General features: G+C 29.1%; 19 protein-coding genes and 1 other annotated feature. Of the genes, 16 read left to right on the top strand and 3 right to left on the bottom strand.

Features of this window, described 5'->3' with window-relative positions; genetic code table 11:
- Positions 1 to 159 precede the first annotated feature (159 nt).
- Both B3J31_RS14265 and B3J31_RS14260 read left to right on the top strand, forming a co-directional pair.
- On the top strand, positions 160 to 1,659 hold the full coding sequence (locus tag B3J31_RS14265) for a YjjI family glycine radical enzyme (RefSeq protein WP_346874164.1): 1,500 nt from the start codon (positions 160 to 162) through the stop codon (positions 1,657 to 1,659).
- A gap of 148 nt (positions 1,660 to 1,807) precedes the next feature.
- The gene (locus tag B3J31_RS14260) at positions 1,808 to 2,659 is read left to right on the top strand and encodes a YjjW family glycine radical enzyme activase (RefSeq protein ID WP_346874163.1); all 852 of its coding nucleotides are present in this window, start codon (positions 1,808 to 1,810) and stop codon (positions 2,657 to 2,659) included.
- A gap of 111 nt (positions 2,660 to 2,770) precedes the next feature.
- Here the strand turns inward: B3J31_RS14260 and B3J31_RS14255 are convergent, their stop codons facing one another.
- Complete coding sequence (locus tag B3J31_RS14255) at positions 2,771 to 4,390, bottom strand: Na/Pi cotransporter family protein (protein ID WP_346874162.1); 1,620 nt, start codon at positions 4,388 to 4,390, stop codon at positions 2,771 to 2,773.
- A gap of 290 nt (positions 4,391 to 4,680) precedes the next feature.
- On the opposite strand from B3J31_RS14255, the gene B3J31_RS14250 reads away from it, so the two are divergent.
- The 6 genes from B3J31_RS14250 to B3J31_RS14225 all read left to right on the top strand — a co-directional run bounded on the left by B3J31_RS14250 (position 4,681) and on the right by B3J31_RS14225 (position 10,659).
- A complete protein-coding gene (locus tag B3J31_RS14250; protein WP_150846093.1) occupies positions 4,681 to 5,127 on the top strand; it encodes a hypothetical protein in 447 nt (148 codons plus the stop codon).
- Positions 5,128 to 6,066: 939 nt separating this feature from the next.
- Positions 6,067 to 6,594, top strand: a complete 528-nt coding sequence (locus B3J31_RS14245) for a QueT transporter family protein (protein WP_346874161.1) — start codon at positions 6,067 to 6,069, stop codon at positions 6,592 to 6,594.
- A gap of 202 nt (positions 6,595 to 6,796) precedes the next feature.
- Positions 6,797 to 7,585, top strand: a complete 789-nt coding sequence (locus B3J31_RS14240; RefSeq protein ID WP_346874160.1) for a GDSL-type esterase/lipase family protein — start codon at positions 6,797 to 6,799, stop codon at positions 7,583 to 7,585.
- 9 nt (positions 7,586 to 7,594) lie between these two features.
- Positions 7,595 to 8,068, top strand: coding sequence for a DUF4358 domain-containing protein (locus B3J31_RS14235; protein WP_346874159.1), 474 nt, complete (start codon positions 7,595 to 7,597; stop codon positions 8,066 to 8,068).
- Between the two features lie 28 nt (positions 8,069 to 8,096).
- On the top strand, positions 8,097 to 9,503 hold the full coding sequence (locus B3J31_RS14230; protein ID WP_346874158.1) for an MBOAT family O-acyltransferase: 1,407 nt from the start codon (positions 8,097 to 8,099) through the stop codon (positions 9,501 to 9,503).
- Between the two features lie 19 nt (positions 9,504 to 9,522).
- Entirely contained in the window at positions 9,523 to 10,659 is a 1,137-nt protein-coding gene (locus B3J31_RS14225) for a DHHW family protein (RefSeq protein ID WP_346874157.1), read from the top strand.
- 91 nt (positions 10,660 to 10,750) lie between these two features.
- On the opposite strand, the gene B3J31_RS14220 is transcribed toward B3J31_RS14225, so the two are convergent.
- The gene (locus B3J31_RS14220) at positions 10,751 to 11,233 is read right to left on the bottom strand and encodes a DUF1648 domain-containing protein (RefSeq protein WP_150846087.1); all 483 of its coding nucleotides are present in this window, start codon (positions 11,231 to 11,233) and stop codon (positions 10,751 to 10,753) included.
- Positions 11,234 to 11,426: 193 nt separating this feature from the next.
- Positions 11,427 to 11,671, top strand: a binding site (T-box leader).
- A gap of 92 nt (positions 11,672 to 11,763) precedes the next feature.
- On the opposite strand from B3J31_RS14220, the gene asnS reads away from it, so the two are divergent.
- From asnS to B3J31_RS14200, 5 genes are all read left to right on the top strand, one after another.
- Complete coding sequence (gene asnS / locus B3J31_RS14215) at positions 11,764 to 13,155, top strand: asparagine--tRNA ligase (RefSeq protein ID WP_346874156.1); 1,392 nt, start codon at positions 11,764 to 11,766, stop codon at positions 13,153 to 13,155.
- Positions 13,156 to 13,616: 461 nt separating this feature from the next.
- Positions 13,617 to 13,913, top strand: coding sequence for a nucleotidyltransferase domain-containing protein (locus tag B3J31_RS14210; RefSeq protein ID WP_346874155.1), 297 nt, complete (start codon positions 13,617 to 13,619; stop codon positions 13,911 to 13,913).
- Between the two features lie 35 nt (positions 13,914 to 13,948).
- Positions 13,949 to 14,077: a nucleotidyltransferase substrate binding protein gene (locus B3J31_RS17035; protein ID WP_414632873.1), complete on the top strand. Its 129-nt coding sequence runs from the start codon at positions 13,949 to 13,951 to the stop codon at positions 14,075 to 14,077.
- Between the two features lie 232 nt (positions 14,078 to 14,309).
- Positions 14,310 to 14,849 carry a sigma-70 family RNA polymerase sigma factor gene (locus tag B3J31_RS14205; protein WP_150846084.1) on the top strand — a complete coding sequence of 180 codons (540 nt, stop codon included), beginning with the start codon at positions 14,310 to 14,312 and terminating at the stop codon, positions 14,847 to 14,849.
- A complete protein-coding gene (locus B3J31_RS14200; protein WP_346874154.1) occupies positions 14,842 to 16,257 on the top strand; it encodes a hypothetical protein in 1,416 nt (471 codons plus the stop codon). The genes B3J31_RS14205 and B3J31_RS14200 overlap by 8 nt, the downstream gene beginning before the upstream one ends.
- 88 nt (positions 16,258 to 16,345) lie before the next feature.
- Here B3J31_RS14200 and B3J31_RS14195 read toward each other — a convergent pair whose 3' ends face one another.
- Positions 16,346 to 18,493: a PAS domain-containing sensor histidine kinase gene (locus B3J31_RS14195; RefSeq protein WP_346874153.1), complete on the bottom strand. Its 2,148-nt coding sequence runs from the start codon at positions 18,491 to 18,493 to the stop codon at positions 16,346 to 16,348.
- Positions 18,494 to 18,727: 234 nt separating this feature from the next.
- On the opposite strand from B3J31_RS14195, the gene B3J31_RS14190 reads away from it, so the two are divergent.
- Genes B3J31_RS14190 through B3J31_RS14180 form a run of 3 tightly spaced genes read left to right on the top strand, consistent with a single transcriptional unit; the run spans position 18,728 to position 20,254 of the window.
- Positions 18,728 to 19,003: an ArsR/SmtB family transcription factor gene (locus tag B3J31_RS14190; protein WP_035133162.1), complete on the top strand. Its 276-nt coding sequence runs from the start codon at positions 18,728 to 18,730 to the stop codon at positions 19,001 to 19,003.
- 49 nt (positions 19,004 to 19,052) lie between these two features.
- Positions 19,053 to 19,988, top strand: a complete 936-nt coding sequence (locus B3J31_RS14185) for a GTP-binding protein (protein WP_346874152.1) — start codon at positions 19,053 to 19,055, stop codon at positions 19,986 to 19,988.
- Between the two features lie 26 nt (positions 19,989 to 20,014).
- Complete coding sequence (locus B3J31_RS14180) at positions 20,015 to 20,254, top strand: MTH895/ArsE family thioredoxin-like protein (RefSeq protein ID WP_150846080.1); 240 nt, start codon at positions 20,015 to 20,017, stop codon at positions 20,252 to 20,254.
- Positions 20,255 to 20,494 lie beyond the last annotated feature (240 nt).

The following is a 20,494-nucleotide window of genomic DNA, read 5'->3' as shown; positions in this document are numbered from 1 at the left end:
ACTCTTATATTCGGGTATACTATAATTAAGATAAATTTATTATAAACATTGCATTATTGTAATAAAGTATGGCTTAATTATATTTAGTTTATGTATATAGTTAAGCAGGAATAACATAATAATATTTACTTAATTTCAAAATGTCATAGGAGTGATAAAATGAAAGATAGTATAATGAATATTATTAAGGACAAGACTTTAACTTATGAAATGAAAGTTTTAAATTTAGCTAGGGAGTCAGAAAATAGTTTAGATGTATTAAATAAATCTGACAAAACAAAAATGTATGAAAATGCAGGTGTTATATGTGACCTTAATGAAGGTAACGCACCCTATAGACCTAGATACATTGTACCTGACTATGAAAAGTTTATGAAAAATGGAAGTAAGTTTTTAAGCCTAACTCCTGCAGAGGATATATGGGATGCAGTAAACAATTTACTAATTCTATATAAGCATGTACCATCAGTTACATCTTTCCCAGTATATGTAGGTAATATTGATACTCTTTTAGATCCATATATAGAAGATGAGAAAGAAGCATATAAAGCAATTAAGTTTTTCTTAAAGCATATAGACAGAACAATAACTGATTCATTCTGTCATGCTAATATTGGACCTAAGGATACTAAAGCAGGAAGAATAATTTTAGAAGTAGAGAGAGAACTTCAAAATGCTACTCCTAATATAACCTTAAAATACTCAAAGGAAACTAGTGAAGAATTTGCAGTTGAAGCAATAAAAACAGCTCTTACTTGCGCTAAGCCAAGCTTTGCTAACCATGAAATGTTTAGCTCAGAACTAGGAGAAAAATATGGAATAGTAAGTTGCTATAATGGACTTAATCTTGGTGGTGGAAGTTATACATTAGTGAGAATGTTACTTTCAAAACTAGCTAAGATGGCGTATAATGAAGAACACTTTTTAAACACTGTATTACCAGATGCTGTAGAAGCAATGCTTGATTATATGGATAAGAGAGTTAAATTCATAGTAGAAGAAAGTAATTTCTTTGAGTCAAGTTTCCTTGTAAGAGAAGGTTTATTATCAAGAGATAGATTTACTGCTATGTTTGGATTAGTTGGTCTTGCAGAATGTGTAAATACGCTTCTAGGAGCAACAGATGAAAAGGATAGATTTGGATATGGTGAAAGAGCTAACAAGCTAGGTGAAACTATTATAAATAAAATGTATAACATGGTTAATGCTCATGAAAATAAATATTGTGAAGTTACAGATAATCATTATCTACTTCATTCTCAAGTTGGAATTGATTCTGATACTGAAACAAGTCCAGGATGTAGAATTCCAATAGGCGAAGAGCCATCATTACCAGAACACTTGATTCAAAGTGCAGTATTCCACAAATACTTCCCATCTGGAATTGGTGATATATTTAAATTTGATGAAATGGCTAAGAAGAATCCAAAGTCAATTTTAGATATAATCAAAGGTGGCTTTGCACTAAATATGAGATATTTCTCCCTATACTGTGATGATTGTGACGTTATAAGAATTACAGGATATCTTGTTAAGCGTTCTGATATAGAAGCTTTAGATAGGGGAGAGCAAGTACTTCAAGATACAGTAGCCCTTGGATATGGAGCAGTTAAAAACTCCAAGATTCTTGAAAGAAAATTAAGAAGTTCTGATAAATAGAATTCTTAACATTAGAGTTGTTAGTCATAGGATTAAAAGGATTTTTATAATAAAGGCCGCTTCGATACAATTGTAGCAAAAGCTTATAGTATTGGAGCGGTTCTATATTATAAGGGAATGAAAATATATGAGCACTGGGGGAAGAAGTATGAATGATAAGCAAGAAACTATAGGTTATGTTAATAAAATAATACCTTTTAGTAATGTAGATGGAGAAGGCAATAGAATGGCCATATTTCTTCAAGGATGTAATTATAATTGTCTTTATTGTCATAATCCAGAAACTATAAATAGATGTGTTAATTGTGGTGAATGTGTGCCAGCCTGTGAATATGGAGCCCTATCAATGGTAGATGGTAAGGTTGAGTATGATATTGATAAATGCGTTAACTGTGATGCTTGTATTGCTACTTGTAAGAAAAATAGTAGTCCTAAGATAACAAAAATAACTGCCTCAGAACTAATGAAGAAAATTGAAAAGGTAAAGTTTTTTATATCAGGAATAACGGTTTCAGGAGGAGAATGTACTCTTCAAAGGGATTTCCTAAAGGAGCTATTTACAAAAGTAAAGAGTCTTGGTTTAACAACTTTTATAGACACTAATGGGTCCACACCTATATATATGGATAAAGAACTATTAGAATTAACAGATAAAACTATGATAGATTTAAAAGCTTTTCATCCAGAAGAAAATAAGATACTTACAGGTCTCACTAATGAAACAGTAATAAAAAACATAAGAGAGCTTGGAAAACTTGATAAGATATATGAAATTAGAACAGTAGTAGTACCAGAAGTTCTTAATAATAATTATACTGTAGACATGGGAAGTAAGCTATTAGCTGAAATTAATCCTAATATTCAATATAAGCTTATTAAATATAGACCTATGGGAGTAAGAAAGGAATTACTTGAAACTACAGTACCTACTAATGATTATATGAAGGAATTAGAATCTATATCTAGAGCTAATGGATGCATCAATACCATAATAGTTTAAAGAATGGAAATTTAAAAAGTAATCTATATAAAAGGGGAAAGCTACAATTCAACAATTTTGAATTGTAGCTTTTAAAGTATTTAATAATTTACTTTAGGGACATATTTGTATTTAAGAAAGTATTTCAGCAATGTTAACAGCGTGGTCACCCACTCTTTCAAGGTTACTAATAAGATCTAAGAATATAGTACCTACAATTGCATCACAAGTACCATTATTTAATCTTTTGATATGTGATATCTTTAAATCTTTTTCTAAAGTATCTATTTTTTCTTCTAAGGTCCTTACATCCAAAGCCTTTTTATCACTATAGTCAGAGAAACATTCTATGCTATGCTCCAAAGCTTCTATGCAAATATTCACCATTACTTTAAGTTCTTCAATGGCATCTTTAGAAAACTTAACATTCTTAGAAAGTTTATCTTTAGCCAGGTCAGCAATATTTTCAGCATGATCTCCGATACGTTCTATATCATTAACTACATGGAAATATGAAGCTATAGTAGTTCTTTGCTCATCTCCAATATCAGAATTGGATAGTTTAACTAGATATCTAGTTATATCTGTTTCTAATAGATTTATTAAAGCTTCATTCTTATATACTTTGTTAATTGAATCTTCATTATTATCAGTAAAGCCCTTTAAGGCTGTTTCTATATTTTCCTTAGCTAAAGTACCCATTCTAATAATCTCATTAGTAACTTGACCAAAGGCTATAGTTGGAGTTTCTAAGAGTCTGTCATCTATATACTTAACTCCATCAACTTCTTTTTCATCTTCTCCTGGAAGTATGAAATTAACTAAAGTTACTAAGTATTTTGTAAATGGTAATATTAATATAGTGTTAACTACATTAAACATTGTATGGGCATTAGCAATTTGTTTTGCCACAATTCCTCCAGTTACACCAGGGGTAAGAGTTGTTACTGTAGTTAATAGTAATTTAGAAACTGGCGGAATTAGGAATATTATACTACCTATTACATTAAAGAATAAGTGAATTAATGCCGCTTTTTTAGCAGTCTTATTAGTTCCTAAACAAGAGATTAAAGCAGTAACACAAGTACCAATATTAGTTCCATATAACATTGGTATAGCTACATCAATTGGAAGACTTCCAACAGAAGCTAAAGCAACTAAAATTCCAGTAACTGCAGAGGAACTTTGAATTATAGCAGTCATTCCTATTCCTAATAAAAGGCTTAAGATTACATGTCCTTTTAGACTTAAAATAAGTTTTGTGAATACTGGTGACTCTCTAAGAGGAGACATAGCATCAGACATTAAAATAAGACCTAAAAATAAAATACCAAAGCCTAGAATTATATGACCTAATTCTTTAGGATTTTTCTTTTTGGTAAATAATACTAAAAACGCCCCTATTGCAATAAATACTGGAACTATAGCATCAAAATCAAAGGTAATTAATTGAGCTGTTATAGTTGTTCCAATATTAGCACCCATGATTACATAGGCTGCCTGAGATAAATTCATAATACCTGCATTAACAAATCCAACTACCATAACAGTTACAGCACTACTGCTTTGAATTATAGCAGTAACTATAGCACCGGTTGCTACACCCTTAAGGGGATTAGAGGTAATTTTATCAAAGATACCCTTTAACTTTTCGCCAGCAAGGTTTTCAAGACCATCTCCCATGATCTTCATACCAAATAGGAATACTCCAAGACCTCCTAAAAGGTTAATAATTAAAAATAATGATTCCATAGTGTTAAACCTCCAATAAATAATATGTATTCAAATAATATTCATTCTAAAGACACAATTAAAGATACAATAAATTTAACTTAATAGTAACACAAAAACCTTTTATTTAACAAAGAGTAGAAAGTTTTAACAATAGATAAAGAAAAATTAACATGGATTTAACAAAGGATAAAGTTTCAAAAGCCTTCATTAACTTATTCTGTGTATTTTTGTGAAAAATAATGTATATAATATAGAAGGAATGTTTAAAGAAGCCTAGAATTATATAATATAAGAAAGGAAGTGGGCTTATGGAATTTAAAGAAATAATAAAAAGAGTTAAAAAGACTGAATATTTAGGATATTTTGATGTCATCGAACATAGAGAGTGCATTAAAAATCTAGTTATTTTTGAAAGTGAAGCTGATAACCTTGAAAAAGATATTCCTGAACCATGGTTTGTGAGGAAAAAGGAGTTTGATCGTGCAAAGGATGATTCACCAACCTTAATTAAAATAAATATATACAATAGAGTGGCAGATGCCATAAATGACATGGTTATGTATGATAATATAAATGAAAGTGATATAGAGCTGCTAAGGGAGTATCCAGACATTACAAAACGAATTATAGAAAGAAAGTATGAAGATTTAGATAAAAGTATTAGTAAAATTAAAGAAGATAAAAAGGGTAAGTTAATTCCAATAATGAATAAAGCAAAAGCTTGCCTCGAAGAAATTGGAAGAAGACTTAATTAATCATATAAAAATTCTAAAGGATATTTTAGAAGAAAGAAAGCTGAGAATTTAATTCTTGGCTTTTTTTATGTTCACAATTATATATTAGTATTAACTATATAATATTTATATATGGAACTATATAAATATAAAACTAGGATAATATTTAGCAATAAAACTATATAACTATTTAACTATTTGTTGTATATATGCGGGTTTCCGGGATTTTCATGTTGAAATAATATTATTAAAATATATAAAAGAGCATGGACTTCCTCAAAGGAGCGGTTCAATTGTAGATTATCAAACCTCAGGATGAAATATTAGTGGACAAGGTAGTCATATGAATGTAATAGAAAATCCTATATAAAAGAAGATATACCTTATACAGTTTCAAAGGTAGAAATAGTAGAAATTTTTAAAAATGATGGCACATTAGAAAAATTATTCTAACAAAATTTCTAACGAAAAATATAGAAAGTATCAATATTACATGAGAATAAATAATAAAATAAATCTTCTGAAAGTCTATGAAACACTTGAAATTCAACACTTTACATTATATAATGAGATTGAACAAAATAAGAGTGACAGTTCGTAAGCCTCCTGTCTTTAAATAAAACTACGGCATTGAAATCTTTTAATTAGCTCATCATAAAAAGGTAGAGCTTTATTTATGTACAAGGATTACAAGGCTGTCATTTGGATGACGGCCTTTATTTTTTCTATGAGATATATAAATATATATTATAGAAGTATATAATTTAATCACCAATAAGTATAGGTGGTATTTTTTAGATAAAGAAAATGCTGAGTTAAAGATAGGTGCGGAGCTAGTGAGGTGACATAGCTAGACTCATTATTTTATTAGTAGGTTTGTATGGGGTTAAATAGATCAATATGTGAATCTAGTAAGGCTAAGAGCTTACACTATTAAAAAATGAGGAGGGTATTATATTTATGAATACTAGCAACAAAACTAAAAAATTATTAAAGATGGCTCTAATTATAGCTACTTATGTAGCGGTTACTGCTGTTATCGCACCCTTTGCCTTTGGAAATATTCAATTTAGATTATCAGAGGTAATGGTACTTTTGGCATTTATAGACCCACTATATATTCCAGCCTTAACTATAGGATGTGCCATTTCAAATTTTCTACTAAGCCCTATGGCAATAGTAGATATGATATTTGGAAGCTTAGCTAGTTTAATAGCTCTAGTTTTAATTTGGCAAACAAAGAAGGTTTTAACTAAAAAAGAAGGCTATAATAAAACACTTGTACTATTTATAGCATCTTTATGGGCAACTATATCCAATGCTTTAATTATAGGAGCAGAGCTTTACTACATGATAAATTTACCATTTTGGCTTTCTGTATTACAAGTTGCCATAGGAGAATTTGTAGTAGTTTCAATTATAGGAGTATTAGTATTTAAATTTATTGTTAAAAATGAGAATTTAAGTGATATATTAAAGCTTAGCTAGGATAACCTATAATCGGATAATTATTAAAATTTTGAGAACCATATATTATTATAATGATGAAAAAACCTAAGTATATCTATGCTTAGGTTTCTTTATGTGAAGGGAAGTTTTTTAGAAACGTAAGGATTTTGTAACCAAATATTAAATTTGTTGTATTAGAATGATTAAGGAAGATAAATATTAGACAGAAGAGGAAGATAACATGAAGATAAGAAGTTTTCGAATTATGACAATTATAGGAATAATATTAGTAGTGATAATAACAGCAATAGGTATACATACCTTTATAGATAATAAAAAGGTTCAGATGAATGAAAAGCAAAGAGTACTATTAGGGAGAAAGCACTTGAAAGATTTAGAACAGGCTGATTTAAGTGTAATCCAGGATAAGATAGAGAAACATCATACTCCTGAAGTTGTGGTAGAGGATAAAGAAGTTGATTTTTATAAATTCTATGAGAATACAGTGTTTATGGGAGATTCTATAACAGAAGGTCTTATGGAGATGGAACTAGTAAATCAATATAATGTAATAAGTAATAAAGGAGATACTGTAGTTAAAGGAAAAGAAAATATAGATAAAGTTGTATCTTTACAGCCTAAGAATGTAGTACTTTTATATGGAATGAATGATGTAATAGAATTTGATGGAGGTGGACCTGGGGGTCCAGATAAATTTAAGGCTCATTACATAGAATTTATAAATGATATTAAGACAAAATTACCTAATACCAATATATATATACAAGCACCTCTACCAGTTATGGATAGGGCTATAGAAACTAATGGAAGGCTTACGAATACTAACTTAGATGAGTTTAGAAAATTAGCGTATGAAGTAAGTGAAGAAACGACAGTTAATTATTTAAATATTGATGTATTGGTAAGGGATAAGGCTGAGCTCTATGAGCAAGATGGAATACACTTAAAATATGATTTTTATTTAAAATGGTTATCTTATTTACACCAAGGATTTACATCAAATAATTAGGAGATAAATATGAAAAATTATAAAAATTATTATTATATATTAATAGCAACAGTATTAATTACATTTATATCCCTGTACCAAGTTCTTAAAGTTAAGGATGCAGATATGGATAGTTTAAGAAAGAATCTTTCACAGGTTATAGATGATGAACAGATGGATATAGGTGATAGTTCAAAGCTAAGAAAGCTATATTACATAAGTAAAAATGAAGTAGAAGATTTTATTTTATACGCACCTAAGAGTAATATGGATGCTAACGAAGTTCTTGTATTAAAAGGGAAAAGTGAAGAAGTTATACAGCAGTTAAAGGTTAAAGTTGAGGGAAGAATAAAAAAACAATCCGATAGCTTTAATAGCTATAGACCCGAGGAATATGACATAATAAGTAATCGTGTATTAGATATAAAAGGAAAGTACTTAATATTGATCATTTCAAGAGATTCGGCAACCATAGAAGCAGCAATAAATAAGGAATTTAAGTAGTAACTATATTTTAATTGGAGTGATTAATTTGGTTTTTAGTAGTTTGATATTTTTATTTATGTTTTTACCAATTACCTTAATAATTTATTATATATGTCCTAGGAAATTTAAAAATCTAGTAATTCTTATAATGAGTTTGATTTTTTACGCTTGGGGAGAACCTATATATATCTTCTTAATGATAGGTTCTATAATAATTGATTATATAGGTGGCCTTATGATAGAGGCAAATAAGGAAGATAGTGAAAAAAGAACAGCTATATTTATTACAGTAATTGTACTGAATTTAAGTTTTTTATTCTTCTTCAAGTATTATGGATTTTTAATTGATAATATCAATGGAATTTTTGGTTTTAATCTTCAAATAAGGAATTTACCCTTACCACTGGGAATATCTTTTTATACATTCCAGCTCATATCCTATGTAGCAGATGTATATATGGGAAAGGTGGTTGCACAAAGAAACATTATAAATTTCGGGGCATACATTACTATGTTTCCGCAACTAGTAGCTGGACCAATTGTCCAATATAATGATATAGAAGATCAACTTAATAACAGAAGTGAGTCTATAGATAAATTTGGAGAAGGGGTAGAAAGATTTATTGGAGGTATGGGAAAAAAGGTTCTTATTGCTAACAATATAGGCATGATTTGGACTTCTATTAAGGGGCTTCCTATTGAAGAATTATCTATATTAACAGCTTGGATAGGTATAATTGCCTTTACACTACAAATATATTTTGATTTTAGTGGTTACTCTGATATGGCAATAGGTCTTGGAAAGATGTTTGGATTTGAATTTTTAGAGAACTTTAATCATCCCTATATGTCTAAGAGTATCAGTGAGTTTTGGAGAAGATGGCACATATCCTTAGGTTCATGGTTTAGGGATTATATATATATTCCATTAGGAGGAAATAGAAGAGGGAAGGCTGTACAATTTAGAAATTTACTTATAGTATGGTTTGCCACAGGACTATGGCATGGAGCTAGTTGGAATTTTGTAATTTGGGGCTTATATTTTGGAGTATTCATATTTCTTGAAAAATTATTTTTAGGAAAAATTCTTAATAAAGTCCCTAATGCTATTGCTCATATATATACTGTAGTTTTAGTAATTATAAGCTGGGTATTCTTTGATACATCAAAGGTTAATGATGCTCTAAATTACATAAAGCTTATGTTTGGAATGGGAAAAAATATATTTATGGATAATATGGCTAAATATACTTTGAAAACAAATGTAATACTTATAGTAATAGCAATTATTTGCTCTACGCCTTTGATTAAAAATTTAATTGCATATATAAAAAAGAAGTATAAGTTAAAGGGCGTATATATAATTATAGCTATGAATATGTTAATTTTAATTTTATCTATAGTTTATTTAGTTAGTGAAAGTTATAATCCTTTCCTATATTTTAGATTTTAAAGAAAGCAGAGTGAGAGAAATGGATAAAAGTAACAAGGTAAATAGAAGGCTAATGGCAGTAGTATTTCTCTTATTTATAGCTATAATGTCTGTAAGTAATATATTAAGAAGAGAAAAAACATTTTCGGAAGTAGAAAATAGAAATCTGGCTAGTAGACCAGAGTTTTCTTTAGGAACACTTCTTAGTGGTGACTATATTAAACATTATGAGAGTTATATATCAGACCAATTTCCAGGAAGAGGTTTATTTATAAATGCTAAGGCTAAGGTAGATAAACTAATGGGTAAAAGTGAAAGTAATGATGTATTTATAGGAAAGAATAATCAACTTATTGAAGACTTTGAAGAGAGAGCAAAGGAAGAAACTGACCATAAGGTTTTAGCTATTAATGAGTTTGTAAAGAAACATGAAAATATAAATACAAGCTTTATGCTGATACCAACAGCTACAGAGATTCTAAAGGATAAGCTACCTAAGTACGCGCCAGTGGATAATCAGTTGGAATATATGAAGTACATAGAAGGAAAGTTAAGTTCTAATGTAAAATATATTAATCCCTATAATGCACTTATAAATAATAAGGATAAGTATCTATACTATAGGACAGATCATCACTGGACTAGCAAAGGGGCTTATCTTGCCTATGTGGAATTTTGTAAGAGTTTGGGGCTGGAGCCTAAAAAAGAGGGAGATTTTCAGGTTGAGTTAGTTGCTAATGATTTTTATGGAAGCTTAACTTCAAAAATAGGAGATAAGAGAGGAAAGCCAGATTGTATAAATGTATATATACCTAAAGAAAATGGGGAAATGGTAGTTAATTATATAACTGAGCAAAAGAGAACCAGTACCTTATATAGTAGTGAGAATTTAGATAAAAAGGACAAGTATGAAGTGTTTACAGGAGGAAATCATCCACATATTAATATTAAAACTTTAGGAGATCCAAAGAAGAAGCTATTAGTAGTTAAAGATTCCTATGCCAATAGTTTTTTACCTTTTCTAATTTCACACTATGGAGAGATAGACGTGGTAGATCTTAGGTATTACATGGATAATATGGAAGAGTTAATTGAGTCGAAGGATATAACAGATATGTTATTCTTATACAATGCAAATACCTTTAATTCTGACGATTCTATATTAAATCTTAATTAATAATAACTTAATTAATAATAAATAGGAGCTTAGATATATTAATATCTAGGCTCCTTTATTTAATTAAGATTTTGTATATATTCTAAGTATATTATTCAAGTTTTTTGCTTCCTCTAATTATTCTTGTCATAAAAAAGGCAAGTGTACCAAATACAGCAATTAAAACTATAGGAGTAAATAAAGCACTTAAAGAACTTTCAGTTGCTGAACATATTGTCATATAAGCAAAATCAGAAACTAAGATTAATTTTATAACTATCAGCATAGTTTTTAGATTAGTATATACAAAATTCTGATTTTTTTCTGTGATTTCTACAGGCACGCTCCATATATTAGGAAACAGTGTTAGGGTTGTAAGTCCTGTGTATAAAATTATTGAAATTATAGGCATTATAAGCAGCATACCTTTCCCACTCCAGTTGGTAACAACTCCTTTAGCATTATAATGAGAAGGGATAGTATCAGGAAGGGTGCTCCAAATGAATATTAGGTAGATTATTGAGCTTAGTAAGATTAATAGAGAGAGAGTTTCAAGGAACTTTTGAAATTTAGTAAAAGGTACTTTTTCTTTCATAGAATATCCTCCAAAAATATAAATAATTAATAGATATTAAGCTATAATATAATATTATAACAAATGTTAGATTATAACAAATACAAAATTTTTCACCAATAGTTGACATTCTAAAATCATGCACATATAATAATAGATAACAAGTGTTTTGAATAAATAATATAAATTTGAAAATACTAGTTAATAGGTTTAAATAAAGACTGTGATGAGAAGAGTAGATATGAGAAGTAGTTAAAGCGAGTTGACGATGGTGGAAGGTCAATATGAAGCTCTTATTGAAGAACATCTCGGAGTTTCTAACCGAAATCTTAGGAGAGTAGACTTAGACGGAATCTCACCGTTAAAAGGGAAGAGTATCAAGAGAGATCTTTGTACTTGTTGAGTTGATCAATATGATAATTTGGGTGGTACCGCGGAATGTATCCTTTCGTCCCTGTTTTTTAGGGAAGGAAAGGTTTTTTTTATTGTCTTAAAATAGAATCATATTACCTCAACAGGCAATAATCAAATTATAAAAGGAGGATTTTATTATGAAAACAGTCTTAGTAAAAAGTCTTTACAGAGAAAGTGAAAAATACGCAGACCAAGATGTTTGTATTTCAGGATGGATTAGAACTTTAAGAAGTTCTAAAGCTTTTGGTTTTATAGAAGTTAATGATGGTAGCTTCTTTAAAAACCTTCAAGTTGTATTCGAGGATAGCCTTGATAACTTTAAAGAAATAGAAAAGTTAAGTATTAGCTCATCTATAATAGTTGAAGGAAAGCTTGTGTTAACTCCAGGAAGTAAGCAACCTTTTGAAATTAAAGCTACAAAAATAATAGTAGAAGGTGAATCAAGTAATGATTATCCACTTCAAAAGAAGAGACACACCTTTGAATATTTAAGAACTATAGCTCACTTAAGACCTAGAAGTAATGCTTTTTCAGCAGTATTTAGAGTACGTTCTTTAGTTGCTTATGCAATTCATAGCTTCTTCAATGAAAGAGGATTTGTTTATACTCACACTCCAATAATTACAGGAAGTGACTGTGAAGGTGCAGGAGAAATGTTCAGAGTTACAACTATGGATCTTGAAAACATCCCAATGACTGAGGATAAGAAAATAGATTATAAAAATGACTTCTTTGGTAAGGAAACAAACCTTACAGTTAGTGGTCAGCTTGCAGCAGAAGCATATGCTCTTGCATTTAGAAATGTTTATACTTTTGGACCAACCTTCAGAGCTGAAAACTCTAACACTGCAAGACATGCGGCAGAGTTCTGGATGGTAGAGCCAGAGATAGCTTTTGCAGACCTTAAGGATGACATGACATTGGCAGAAGATATGATAAAGTATATCATAAACTATGTTCTTGAAAATGCTCCAGAAGAAATGGAATTCTTCAACAGCTTTGTAGATAAGGGATTACTTGAAAGATTAAACCACGTAGCAACTTCTAACTTTGGTCATGTAACTTATACAGAAGCTGTAGAATTATTAAAGAAAGCGGATAAAGAGTTCCAGTACCCAGTAGAATGGGGTTGTGACCTTCAAACAGAGCATGAGAGATATCTTACTGAGGAAGTATACAAAAGACCAGTATTCGTTACTGACTATCCAAAGGAAATCAAAGCTTTCTACATGAGAATGAACGATGACAACAAAACTGTAGCAGCTATGGACTTATTAGTTCCTGGTATAGGAGAAATCATCGGAGGAAGCCAAAGGGAAGAAAGATATGATCTTCTTGTAGACAGAATCAACGAATTAGGATTAAACCCAGAGGACTACTGGTGGTACCTAGAATTAAGAAAATTCGGTGGCACAAAACACGCTGGATTTGGTCTAGGCTTCGAAAGAATGATAATGTACGTAACTGGAATGAGCAACATCAGAGACGTAATACCATTCCCAAGAACTACAGGAACAGCAGAGTTCTAGGATAAAATTTAATAGAATAAATATGAGGGTAAAACGAAAGTTTTGCCCTCTTTTGCGTTTAAGCATATATAAACTAATTTAATAGCACAGTCTGATTTATAAAAAAATTTAAAGTTACAATCTTAACTATATAAAATTATAACTATATTAATATTTTTATAGGAAACTAGCTTTATATTTAACAATAAAACTATTTAGCTAGTTAACTAGTTGTAGGCGCCATGGGGGTTTCAAGGATTTTATTACATATTAAAAGAAACTGAAAATATGTAAGGTAGAGTTAATTAAAGATTCAAAGGCTTCACCTAAGTTTTATGGAGAATAGATAAAAGTATTTAAATGATTATGTTTATGATAAAATGATAATGATTAATTTAGGACATGATATTATAAGATCTTTTAAAAATGGTAAGATAAATCATATGACATTATAGGTTTTATATAATATAAGGGGTGATTTTTTGAATTTAGATGGAGAAATAGTAGATTCAATTATAGCTATATCAAAAAAATATAAAGGTATAAACAAGGTGGTACTTTTTGGCTCAAGAGCTAGGGGTGATAATGAACTAAAAAGTGATATAGATTTGGCTGTATATGCTGATTGTGATATATTTGAGTTCATAGAAGAGATAGAAAATACCAGTCCAACTTTATTAGAGTTTGATTTTTCAAATATGAGAAGAATAGATGATGAGCTATTTATAGAGCAAGTAGAAAGGGAAGGGGTAACCTTATATGAGAAGTATAGAGTTTAAATATATGAACTTGAGAAAGGCATATGGAAAATTAAATAGAAGATAGAAATTCCACTTCTCATATTTATAATGAAAATTTAGCAAATGAAGTTGCAGATAGAATAATAAAGGATTATGTTAATGCAATAGGTGAATTGGTGGAGAATTTGGAGAAGTTACTATAATAGATTAATATTAAAAAAGAGTATTTCTAGTATAAATGCTCTTTTTTTATGTGTAAAATTCTATCTTAAATTTCTACTTTAAAACTTAATTACAATAGTGGAATTTATTAAAAGTAACCTATATCATTATATAAGTAGTAATTATTTTAAATTTAAAATAAAAATGTCAGAATTGTAAGTTCTCATTCGTTATGTTTAGTAAGAGGACTCTTAAACAGCAAGGAGTGATTAGGTGGAGATTTCATCGGATGAAAATTTTAAAAATAATATGCTAGCACAGCTTTATGATGCCTATGAAAATAAGATGTATGGTATTGCATACTCAATTTTAAATAATGTAGAACAAGCAGAGGATGCAGTTCAAGATGCATTTATAAAGCTAATTCCATATCTGCCAACTATTCATGGGGTAGAAAGTTTAAAAACTAAGAGATTGGTTGTATATACAATAAAAAACATATCCATTGATTTATATCGTAGAAATAGGAAAGAAACTCAGTTATTCACTAAAGAGGTAGAGGAAAAAGTGACAAGTGAAAACCAAAAGGGGGTTCCTTCTGTAAAAACAGTAGAAGATAGACATATGATTACACAATTACTTTCTAAATTACCATCAAAATATCGTGAGATAATTCAGTATCGTTGCTTTTATGAACTTAGCTATAGAGAAATATCATCATTACTACACATTAGTGAAGATGTTGCAGCAAAAAGATATGAACGTGCCAGAAAGATGGTAAAAGAAATGATAGGAGATGAATTGTATGGATAATAAAACAGAACTTGATAAATTGATGTATCTTTTAGGGCAAGAAAATGCTGTAGAAGAGTTAAAACACACTATTGAGCCTCATGAATTTTCTCAAAAATATAAAAATCAAAAGGTTAACATCATTGAAAATCAAGATTTTATTCAAAGTGATAATAATACAGACTCTATTCAGAGTATTAATAAAAAGGGGAAAAAAATTATGAAGAAAAAGATAATAGTACTTATTGCAGCTATTACGGCTACATTAGCAATATCTGCAACAGCCTATGGTGCAGTTAAACATTATTTAGTTACAACAAGTAAGAATGAAGAAACAGGAACACTTACTTGTGATATTCAAACAGAATCTGCTCCTACTAAAGTACCTGCAATGAAGGTGGTTCCTGGGTATATTCCAGAAGGATATATAGAGACTGCAAATGCCCTCGGAAAATATCATCCCAATGGTGACCATAGTGTAGGGGGAATTACTATTTGTCCACCTGTATATACTACGCATTTTGAAGAAATTTACGTAAGTGATGTAGAAGAAACTACCCTTGGTGGCATAAAGGCACAAATTCTTACAAGGGAAGGATTGGAGTACAACCATATTATCAATATGTTTTATGAAAAGGGTGGATATGTTGTTACAATTTATGGTGCTGACAATACTTCTTTAGAAGAACTTAAAAAAGTAGCAGAAAATATTAAATGTGAAGAGATTCCTGGAGAATTTATTGTGGTTCCTGCATTTTCAGATGAATTAAAAGATGTAGTAGATAATGATAAAGAAGAGATAGAATATGTAGAACCTGGAATTTCAACTGATCATGTATTTAATATTGATGAAGAAATAAGTGATGAAGGGTTCCCAGATGAAAACCCAACTTTTACTGTAAATAATATTGAAGTATTAGATAAGTTACCTGAATTAGATAAAAATAAGTTCTCTGACTATAATGAGTATCTTACATTTATAAATGAAGATGGAACACTAAAGGATTATGAAAGAGTTAACCAGGAAAAATGGGAAAATAATAAAATGAATACTATTACTGAAACAGTAGGAATGAAGTATGTTTATGTAACTCTAACCATGAAGAATCCTTTTGATAAAGAACTAAAAGATATAAATATTTATCCGAGAATTAGGTTTATGAAGAAAGCATCAAATGGTAATATCCAATTTCTAAATGATTATTGGGGAAATGGTAATAACCTTCAAATGGATAATGCACCAATATACTTTGATAAATCAGATTATGAAGGAAAAAGCTTTTTCTTCACTGATTTTTCACCGAATGAAACAAAAGAAACTCATTTAGTTTACGCAGTAGATGAAGATAAAATTGACAATGCTTATATTAGGTTTGAGCAAAGTGGAACTACGTCTTTTGTTGGAAATTATATTAAAGTAACTAAATAAAAATTTAAAGGACTATCTCGAAATATTTTTTGAGATAGTCCTTTTTTAGATTAATAATATAACAGAGTCATTGATAGAATAAATAGATTTAATTAGGATGGGAATATATGTCTGAAAATTCAATCTTAAGTCTCTCTGATCTAGAGTCTATAACTTTATTATAAAAATAATTAACTTTACTATCTTTTTCAGAGATTATAGGTAAGTAAAAGATAAACTCTGAACCTTTGTCTATAGTCTTATTTACCCATATTTCTCCACTATGAAGTTCAATAAAGGATTTTGCTAAGGGTAATCCAATTCCACTTCCTTCAGCTCTTCTTATGAATAAATTATCCACCTGTTTAAATCTTTCAAATATAATATCATAACTATTCTTTGGTATACCTACACCATCATCCTTTACAGAAATATATAGTCTATCCTCGTCCCAGTTAGTTGTTAGTGTAATCCATATGTTGCCATTAACTTCTGTGTATTTTATGGAGTTAGAAATTAAATTTAAAATTACTTTTTGAATTTTTTCAGGATCACAATCCAGAAATACTTCCTCTTCATTAGTATCAAATATTATATTTTTACTCATTTTCTTTATATATTGAGAAACTGAGTCCACCACATCTTCAAAATATGAAATAGCATTAACATTTTCTTTGTATAGCTTTATATTGTTGCTATCAACTTGAGTTACATCAATTAGGTTATCAACTAATCTAAGAAGTCTATATGAGTTTTGTTTTATCATGTTAAGACGATTATAGTAAATACTATTATTATCATTTACACTATTATAACCATTAAGCTCTAACTGAATGCTTGCTAATATTATATTTAAAGGAGTTTTAAATTCGTGGGAGATATTTGCTAGAAAATCTGTTTTAAATTTTTCGCATTCTACTTTTTCTTCTAAAGAGGCAACTTTTTCTTCAAGTTTTGAAAAGCTAGTTACATCTTTACCTGTAATAAATATTTCCTGTGTTTCTTGTTGGTGATAATAATACCATTCAATTAATTTGAAGGAATTGTTTTTACATTTTACTTCACATATTCCACCATAAAATTTTTTGTTATAGGTATGCAAAATATCTTTAAAATTTATACTATTATTTGTTGATTTTATTAGTGTCTGAATAGGAATTTTTTTCAAATCATTAAAGTCCCAGCCCAATATGAAAGGTATATTAGAACTTATTTTTTTAATATATCCATTAGTATCAATAATCGCATATAAATCAACTGCTATATTAAGAAACCTACTCAATTCATTTTCAAGTTTAATCTTTTTTTGCAACTGATATGTCAATTGGGTAGATAAATATATATTTTTTAGGAATAAGGCTAATCGCTTAGAAGTCCTTACAATATATTTAGCATTAGATTCTGTGTCAAATGACTCATTATAATATAAATTTAAAACACCTAGAAGTCTGGAGTTATTATAGACTATAGGTATAACAATTATATAATTATCTTTAAGAAAATACTTATAGCTTTGACAAAAACCATTATTACAATAAAAATTTTCACAGTTTTTTAAAGGTGTGGGTGAGTTTATTTTCGTAGAAATATTTATTAATTCGTCTTTATAGAAATCACTTATAGAAAAGGTATCATTGCCAGATATATTTTCATTAATGCCTAGTGACATTTGTTTTATTAACATCTTTTTAGAATCATCATAGATCCAAAGGCTTGTACCATTTATGTCTAGGGTTTCATATATATCCATAAGATATTCATGAACTTCTTCATAAGAAACTTGTTCACGTTTTTCTTCACTTTCAGTAATGAGATTACACAGTGTTTTATATTTATTGTCTATAATAAAATTGTTATAGTATAGTTCATCTGTATTAATAACTTGTCCAATAGCTAAAAAGGAGTAACAGCTATTGTCAGAGTTTATGATGGGAATTTTGTGAGTTTGTAAAATAACTTCTCTACCTTTTATATATAAATATTCATTCATAATACTTTTTTTCTTTTTATTAATAACATTTAAATCATCTTTAATGACAAATTTAAAACTAGAGTAGTCGAAGATATCAAGACCGTTACTATGCAATAAAGTGTTTTTATCCTCCCCTAGAAGATTACATAATGCGTTATTAACTGCTAGATATTCTCCATTTATATTTTTTATCCATATACAATCATCAAATTCATTTAAAATAGGGATTAATACATCTATAGTTTCTTGATTTAGGTGTGTTTTATTGAAAAGACTATTATACATAGCAATCACTCCTATTTAAGAATATATATTATGTTTCTTATGTTTCAATTATAAATGGAAATGGTAAAAAATGAAACAAATTTTACAAAAATAGTCATAAAATACTATAAAAATACAATAATTTTTTATAAGAGGAATAAGTTAAAAGTCAAAGTCATATAGACAAATATCTATATGAGAGATATAATAGGGGTATAAAATATCTATAAATAAAAGATTAGGAGATAGAATTTAATGAAATATGATTATGCAGAATATGTTCAAATGTTTAAAGCATTGGCAGATGAGACGAGACTAAAAATTATTAATATGCTTACAGAATCAGAGGAATTGTGTGCATGTAAAATTCTTGAGAATTTTAATATTACTCAACCTACCTTATCTTATCATATGAAGATTTTAACAGATAGTGGATTAGTTCTTGGTAATAAGGATGGCTCTTGGATGAAATATACATTAAATTCAGAGAGAATTACTGAATTGAGAAGTTTTTTAAACTCTAAAAACTAAAAAATCTAAGGATATTTCTTTATATTATTAATTTACAGGAGGGCAAGTCATGGAGAAAAAAATTAATTTATATGTGCTAACTGGATTTTTAGGGTCAGGTAAAACTACGGTACTTTTAAGGCTATTAGATGTGTTAAAGAGCAATAAGGTTGGAGTTATACAAAATGAATTTGGAAAGCTAGGCATAGATGGAACTATACTTAAAAGGGATAATATTGAGATGGTAGAGATTAATAGGGGATCTATCTTCTGCTCATGTTTAAAAATATCCTTTGCTCAAGCTTTAGCTGAAATGAGTAAACAGGATTTAGAGTATGTCTTTGTAGAGAGTTCAGGACTAGCAGATCCATCAAATATAGAAGAAATACTTGAAGGTGTAAAGGTTTTATCACCTGAAGTAACTTATGACTTAAAGGGAGTATTATGCTTAATTGATGGAATAAACTTTAGAGAGCAATTAGAAGATTTAGAAACAGTTAATCGTCAATTAAAGCATTGTCATATGGCTATTATAAATAAAGTAGATTTAATTGAAGAGGAAGAGCTAAAGAACGTAATTAAAGAAGTTAGACAGGTAAATCCAAAGTGTGATATAGAAACTTGTTCCTTTGGAGAATTTAGTATGGACTTTTTAGATAAGGATCTATTATTAAATCAGTGGGCTGAAGGAGAAGAGTCTACAAATACTGTGGAAAATAAGCCTAAAAGCTTAACTATGAATTTCAGTAGTGTTGTGAGCAAAAATAAAATGGAGGAATTCTTAAATTCTATAAAGAAGGATAGCTATAGAATAAAAGGCTTCTTTAACTTAAATGATGGATGGCAACAAATAGATGTAGTAGGAAAAAATATAGATTATAAGCCATGTGAACCAAAGGAAGTTTCACAACTAGTGTTTATATCTAAAATAGGACCTAATATAATAAAGCCTATAATTAATAATTGGAATGAAATTGTAGGAGAAAAGATGGAACTTAAAAATTAAAGTTTTAAATTTTAGGAGGAGTTCATATGGAAATTAAGGTTTTAGGAGAAGGGTGCTCTAAATGCACTAAACTTTATGATAATACTTTGGAAGCTTTAAAGGAGTTAGGTATAGAGGCAGATGTAACTAAGGTGGAATCTTTAGTAGATATTATTTCATTAGGAGTTATGACTACTCCTACCCTCATGATAGATGGTAAGCCAAAGGTTATGGGACAAGTTTTATCTACTAAGCAAATAGTGGAGTTAATAAAAAAATCTATATAGTAAAAGTTTTAGAATAAGTAACTAGATATTAAATTTAGTTACTTATTTTTAGTTAGGCTCTGTTGAAAATTACAGTGATAGAATATCCATGCTATGAGAATATTGGTGGACGTCCCTTAAAGTTCGTGCTGAAATAAGGTTTTTTGCCCCTAAAAAATATAGGCGTAGCCTCATATTCTGACTCTATGTATTTAAAAAGAAACATATAATTACTAAGGTACTTAGTTGAAACACCTTTAT

This window comes from Clostridium sp. UBA5988 (assembly GCF_002435615.1).
Classification (GTDB): domain Bacteria; phylum Bacillota; class Clostridia; order Clostridiales; family Clostridiaceae; genus Clostridium_J; species Clostridium_J sulfidigenes.
The sequence above is the reverse complement of the archived record's forward strand: the minus strand, read 5'-3'. Positions and strand labels throughout refer to the sequence as shown.

Excerpts from the sequence above, each read along its gene's own strand:
- B3J31_RS14265 (WP_346874164.1), top strand. The coding sequence starts at position 160 with ATGAAAGATAGTATAATGAATATTATTAAGGACAAGACTTTAACTTAT.
- B3J31_RS14260 (WP_346874163.1), top strand. The coding sequence starts at position 1,808 with ATGAATGATAAGCAAGAAACTATAGGTTATGTTAATAAAATAATACCT.
- B3J31_RS14255 (WP_346874162.1), bottom strand. The coding sequence starts at position 4,390 with ATGGAATCATTATTTTTAATTATTAACCTTTTAGGAGGTCTTGGAGTA.
- B3J31_RS14250 (WP_150846093.1), top strand. The coding sequence starts at position 4,681 with ATGGAATTTAAAGAAATAATAAAAAGAGTTAAAAAGACTGAATATTTA.
- B3J31_RS14245 (WP_346874161.1), top strand. The coding sequence starts at position 6,067 with ATGAATACTAGCAACAAAACTAAAAAATTATTAAAGATGGCTCTAATT.
- B3J31_RS14240 (WP_346874160.1), top strand. The coding sequence starts at position 6,797 with ATGAAGATAAGAAGTTTTCGAATTATGACAATTATAGGAATAATATTA.
- B3J31_RS14235 (WP_346874159.1), top strand. The coding sequence starts at position 7,595 with ATGAAAAATTATAAAAATTATTATTATATATTAATAGCAACAGTATTA.
- B3J31_RS14225 (WP_346874157.1), top strand. The coding sequence starts at position 9,523 with ATGGATAAAAGTAACAAGGTAAATAGAAGGCTAATGGCAGTAGTATTT.
- B3J31_RS14220 (WP_150846087.1), bottom strand. The coding sequence starts at position 11,233 with ATGAAAGAAAAAGTACCTTTTACTAAATTTCAAAAGTTCCTTGAAACT.
- asnS (WP_346874156.1), top strand. The coding sequence starts at position 11,764 with ATGAAAACAGTCTTAGTAAAAAGTCTTTACAGAGAAAGTGAAAAATAC.
- B3J31_RS14200 (WP_346874154.1), top strand. The coding sequence starts at position 14,842 with ATGGATAATAAAACAGAACTTGATAAATTGATGTATCTTTTAGGGCAA.
- B3J31_RS14195 (WP_346874153.1), bottom strand. The coding sequence starts at position 18,493 with ATGTATAATAGTCTTTTCAATAAAACACACCTAAATCAAGAAACTATA.
- B3J31_RS14190 (WP_035133162.1), top strand. The coding sequence starts at position 18,728 with ATGAAATATGATTATGCAGAATATGTTCAAATGTTTAAAGCATTGGCA.
- B3J31_RS14185 (WP_346874152.1), top strand. The coding sequence starts at position 19,053 with ATGGAGAAAAAAATTAATTTATATGTGCTAACTGGATTTTTAGGGTCA.
- B3J31_RS14180 (WP_150846080.1), top strand. The coding sequence starts at position 20,015 with ATGGAAATTAAGGTTTTAGGAGAAGGGTGCTCTAAATGCACTAAACTT.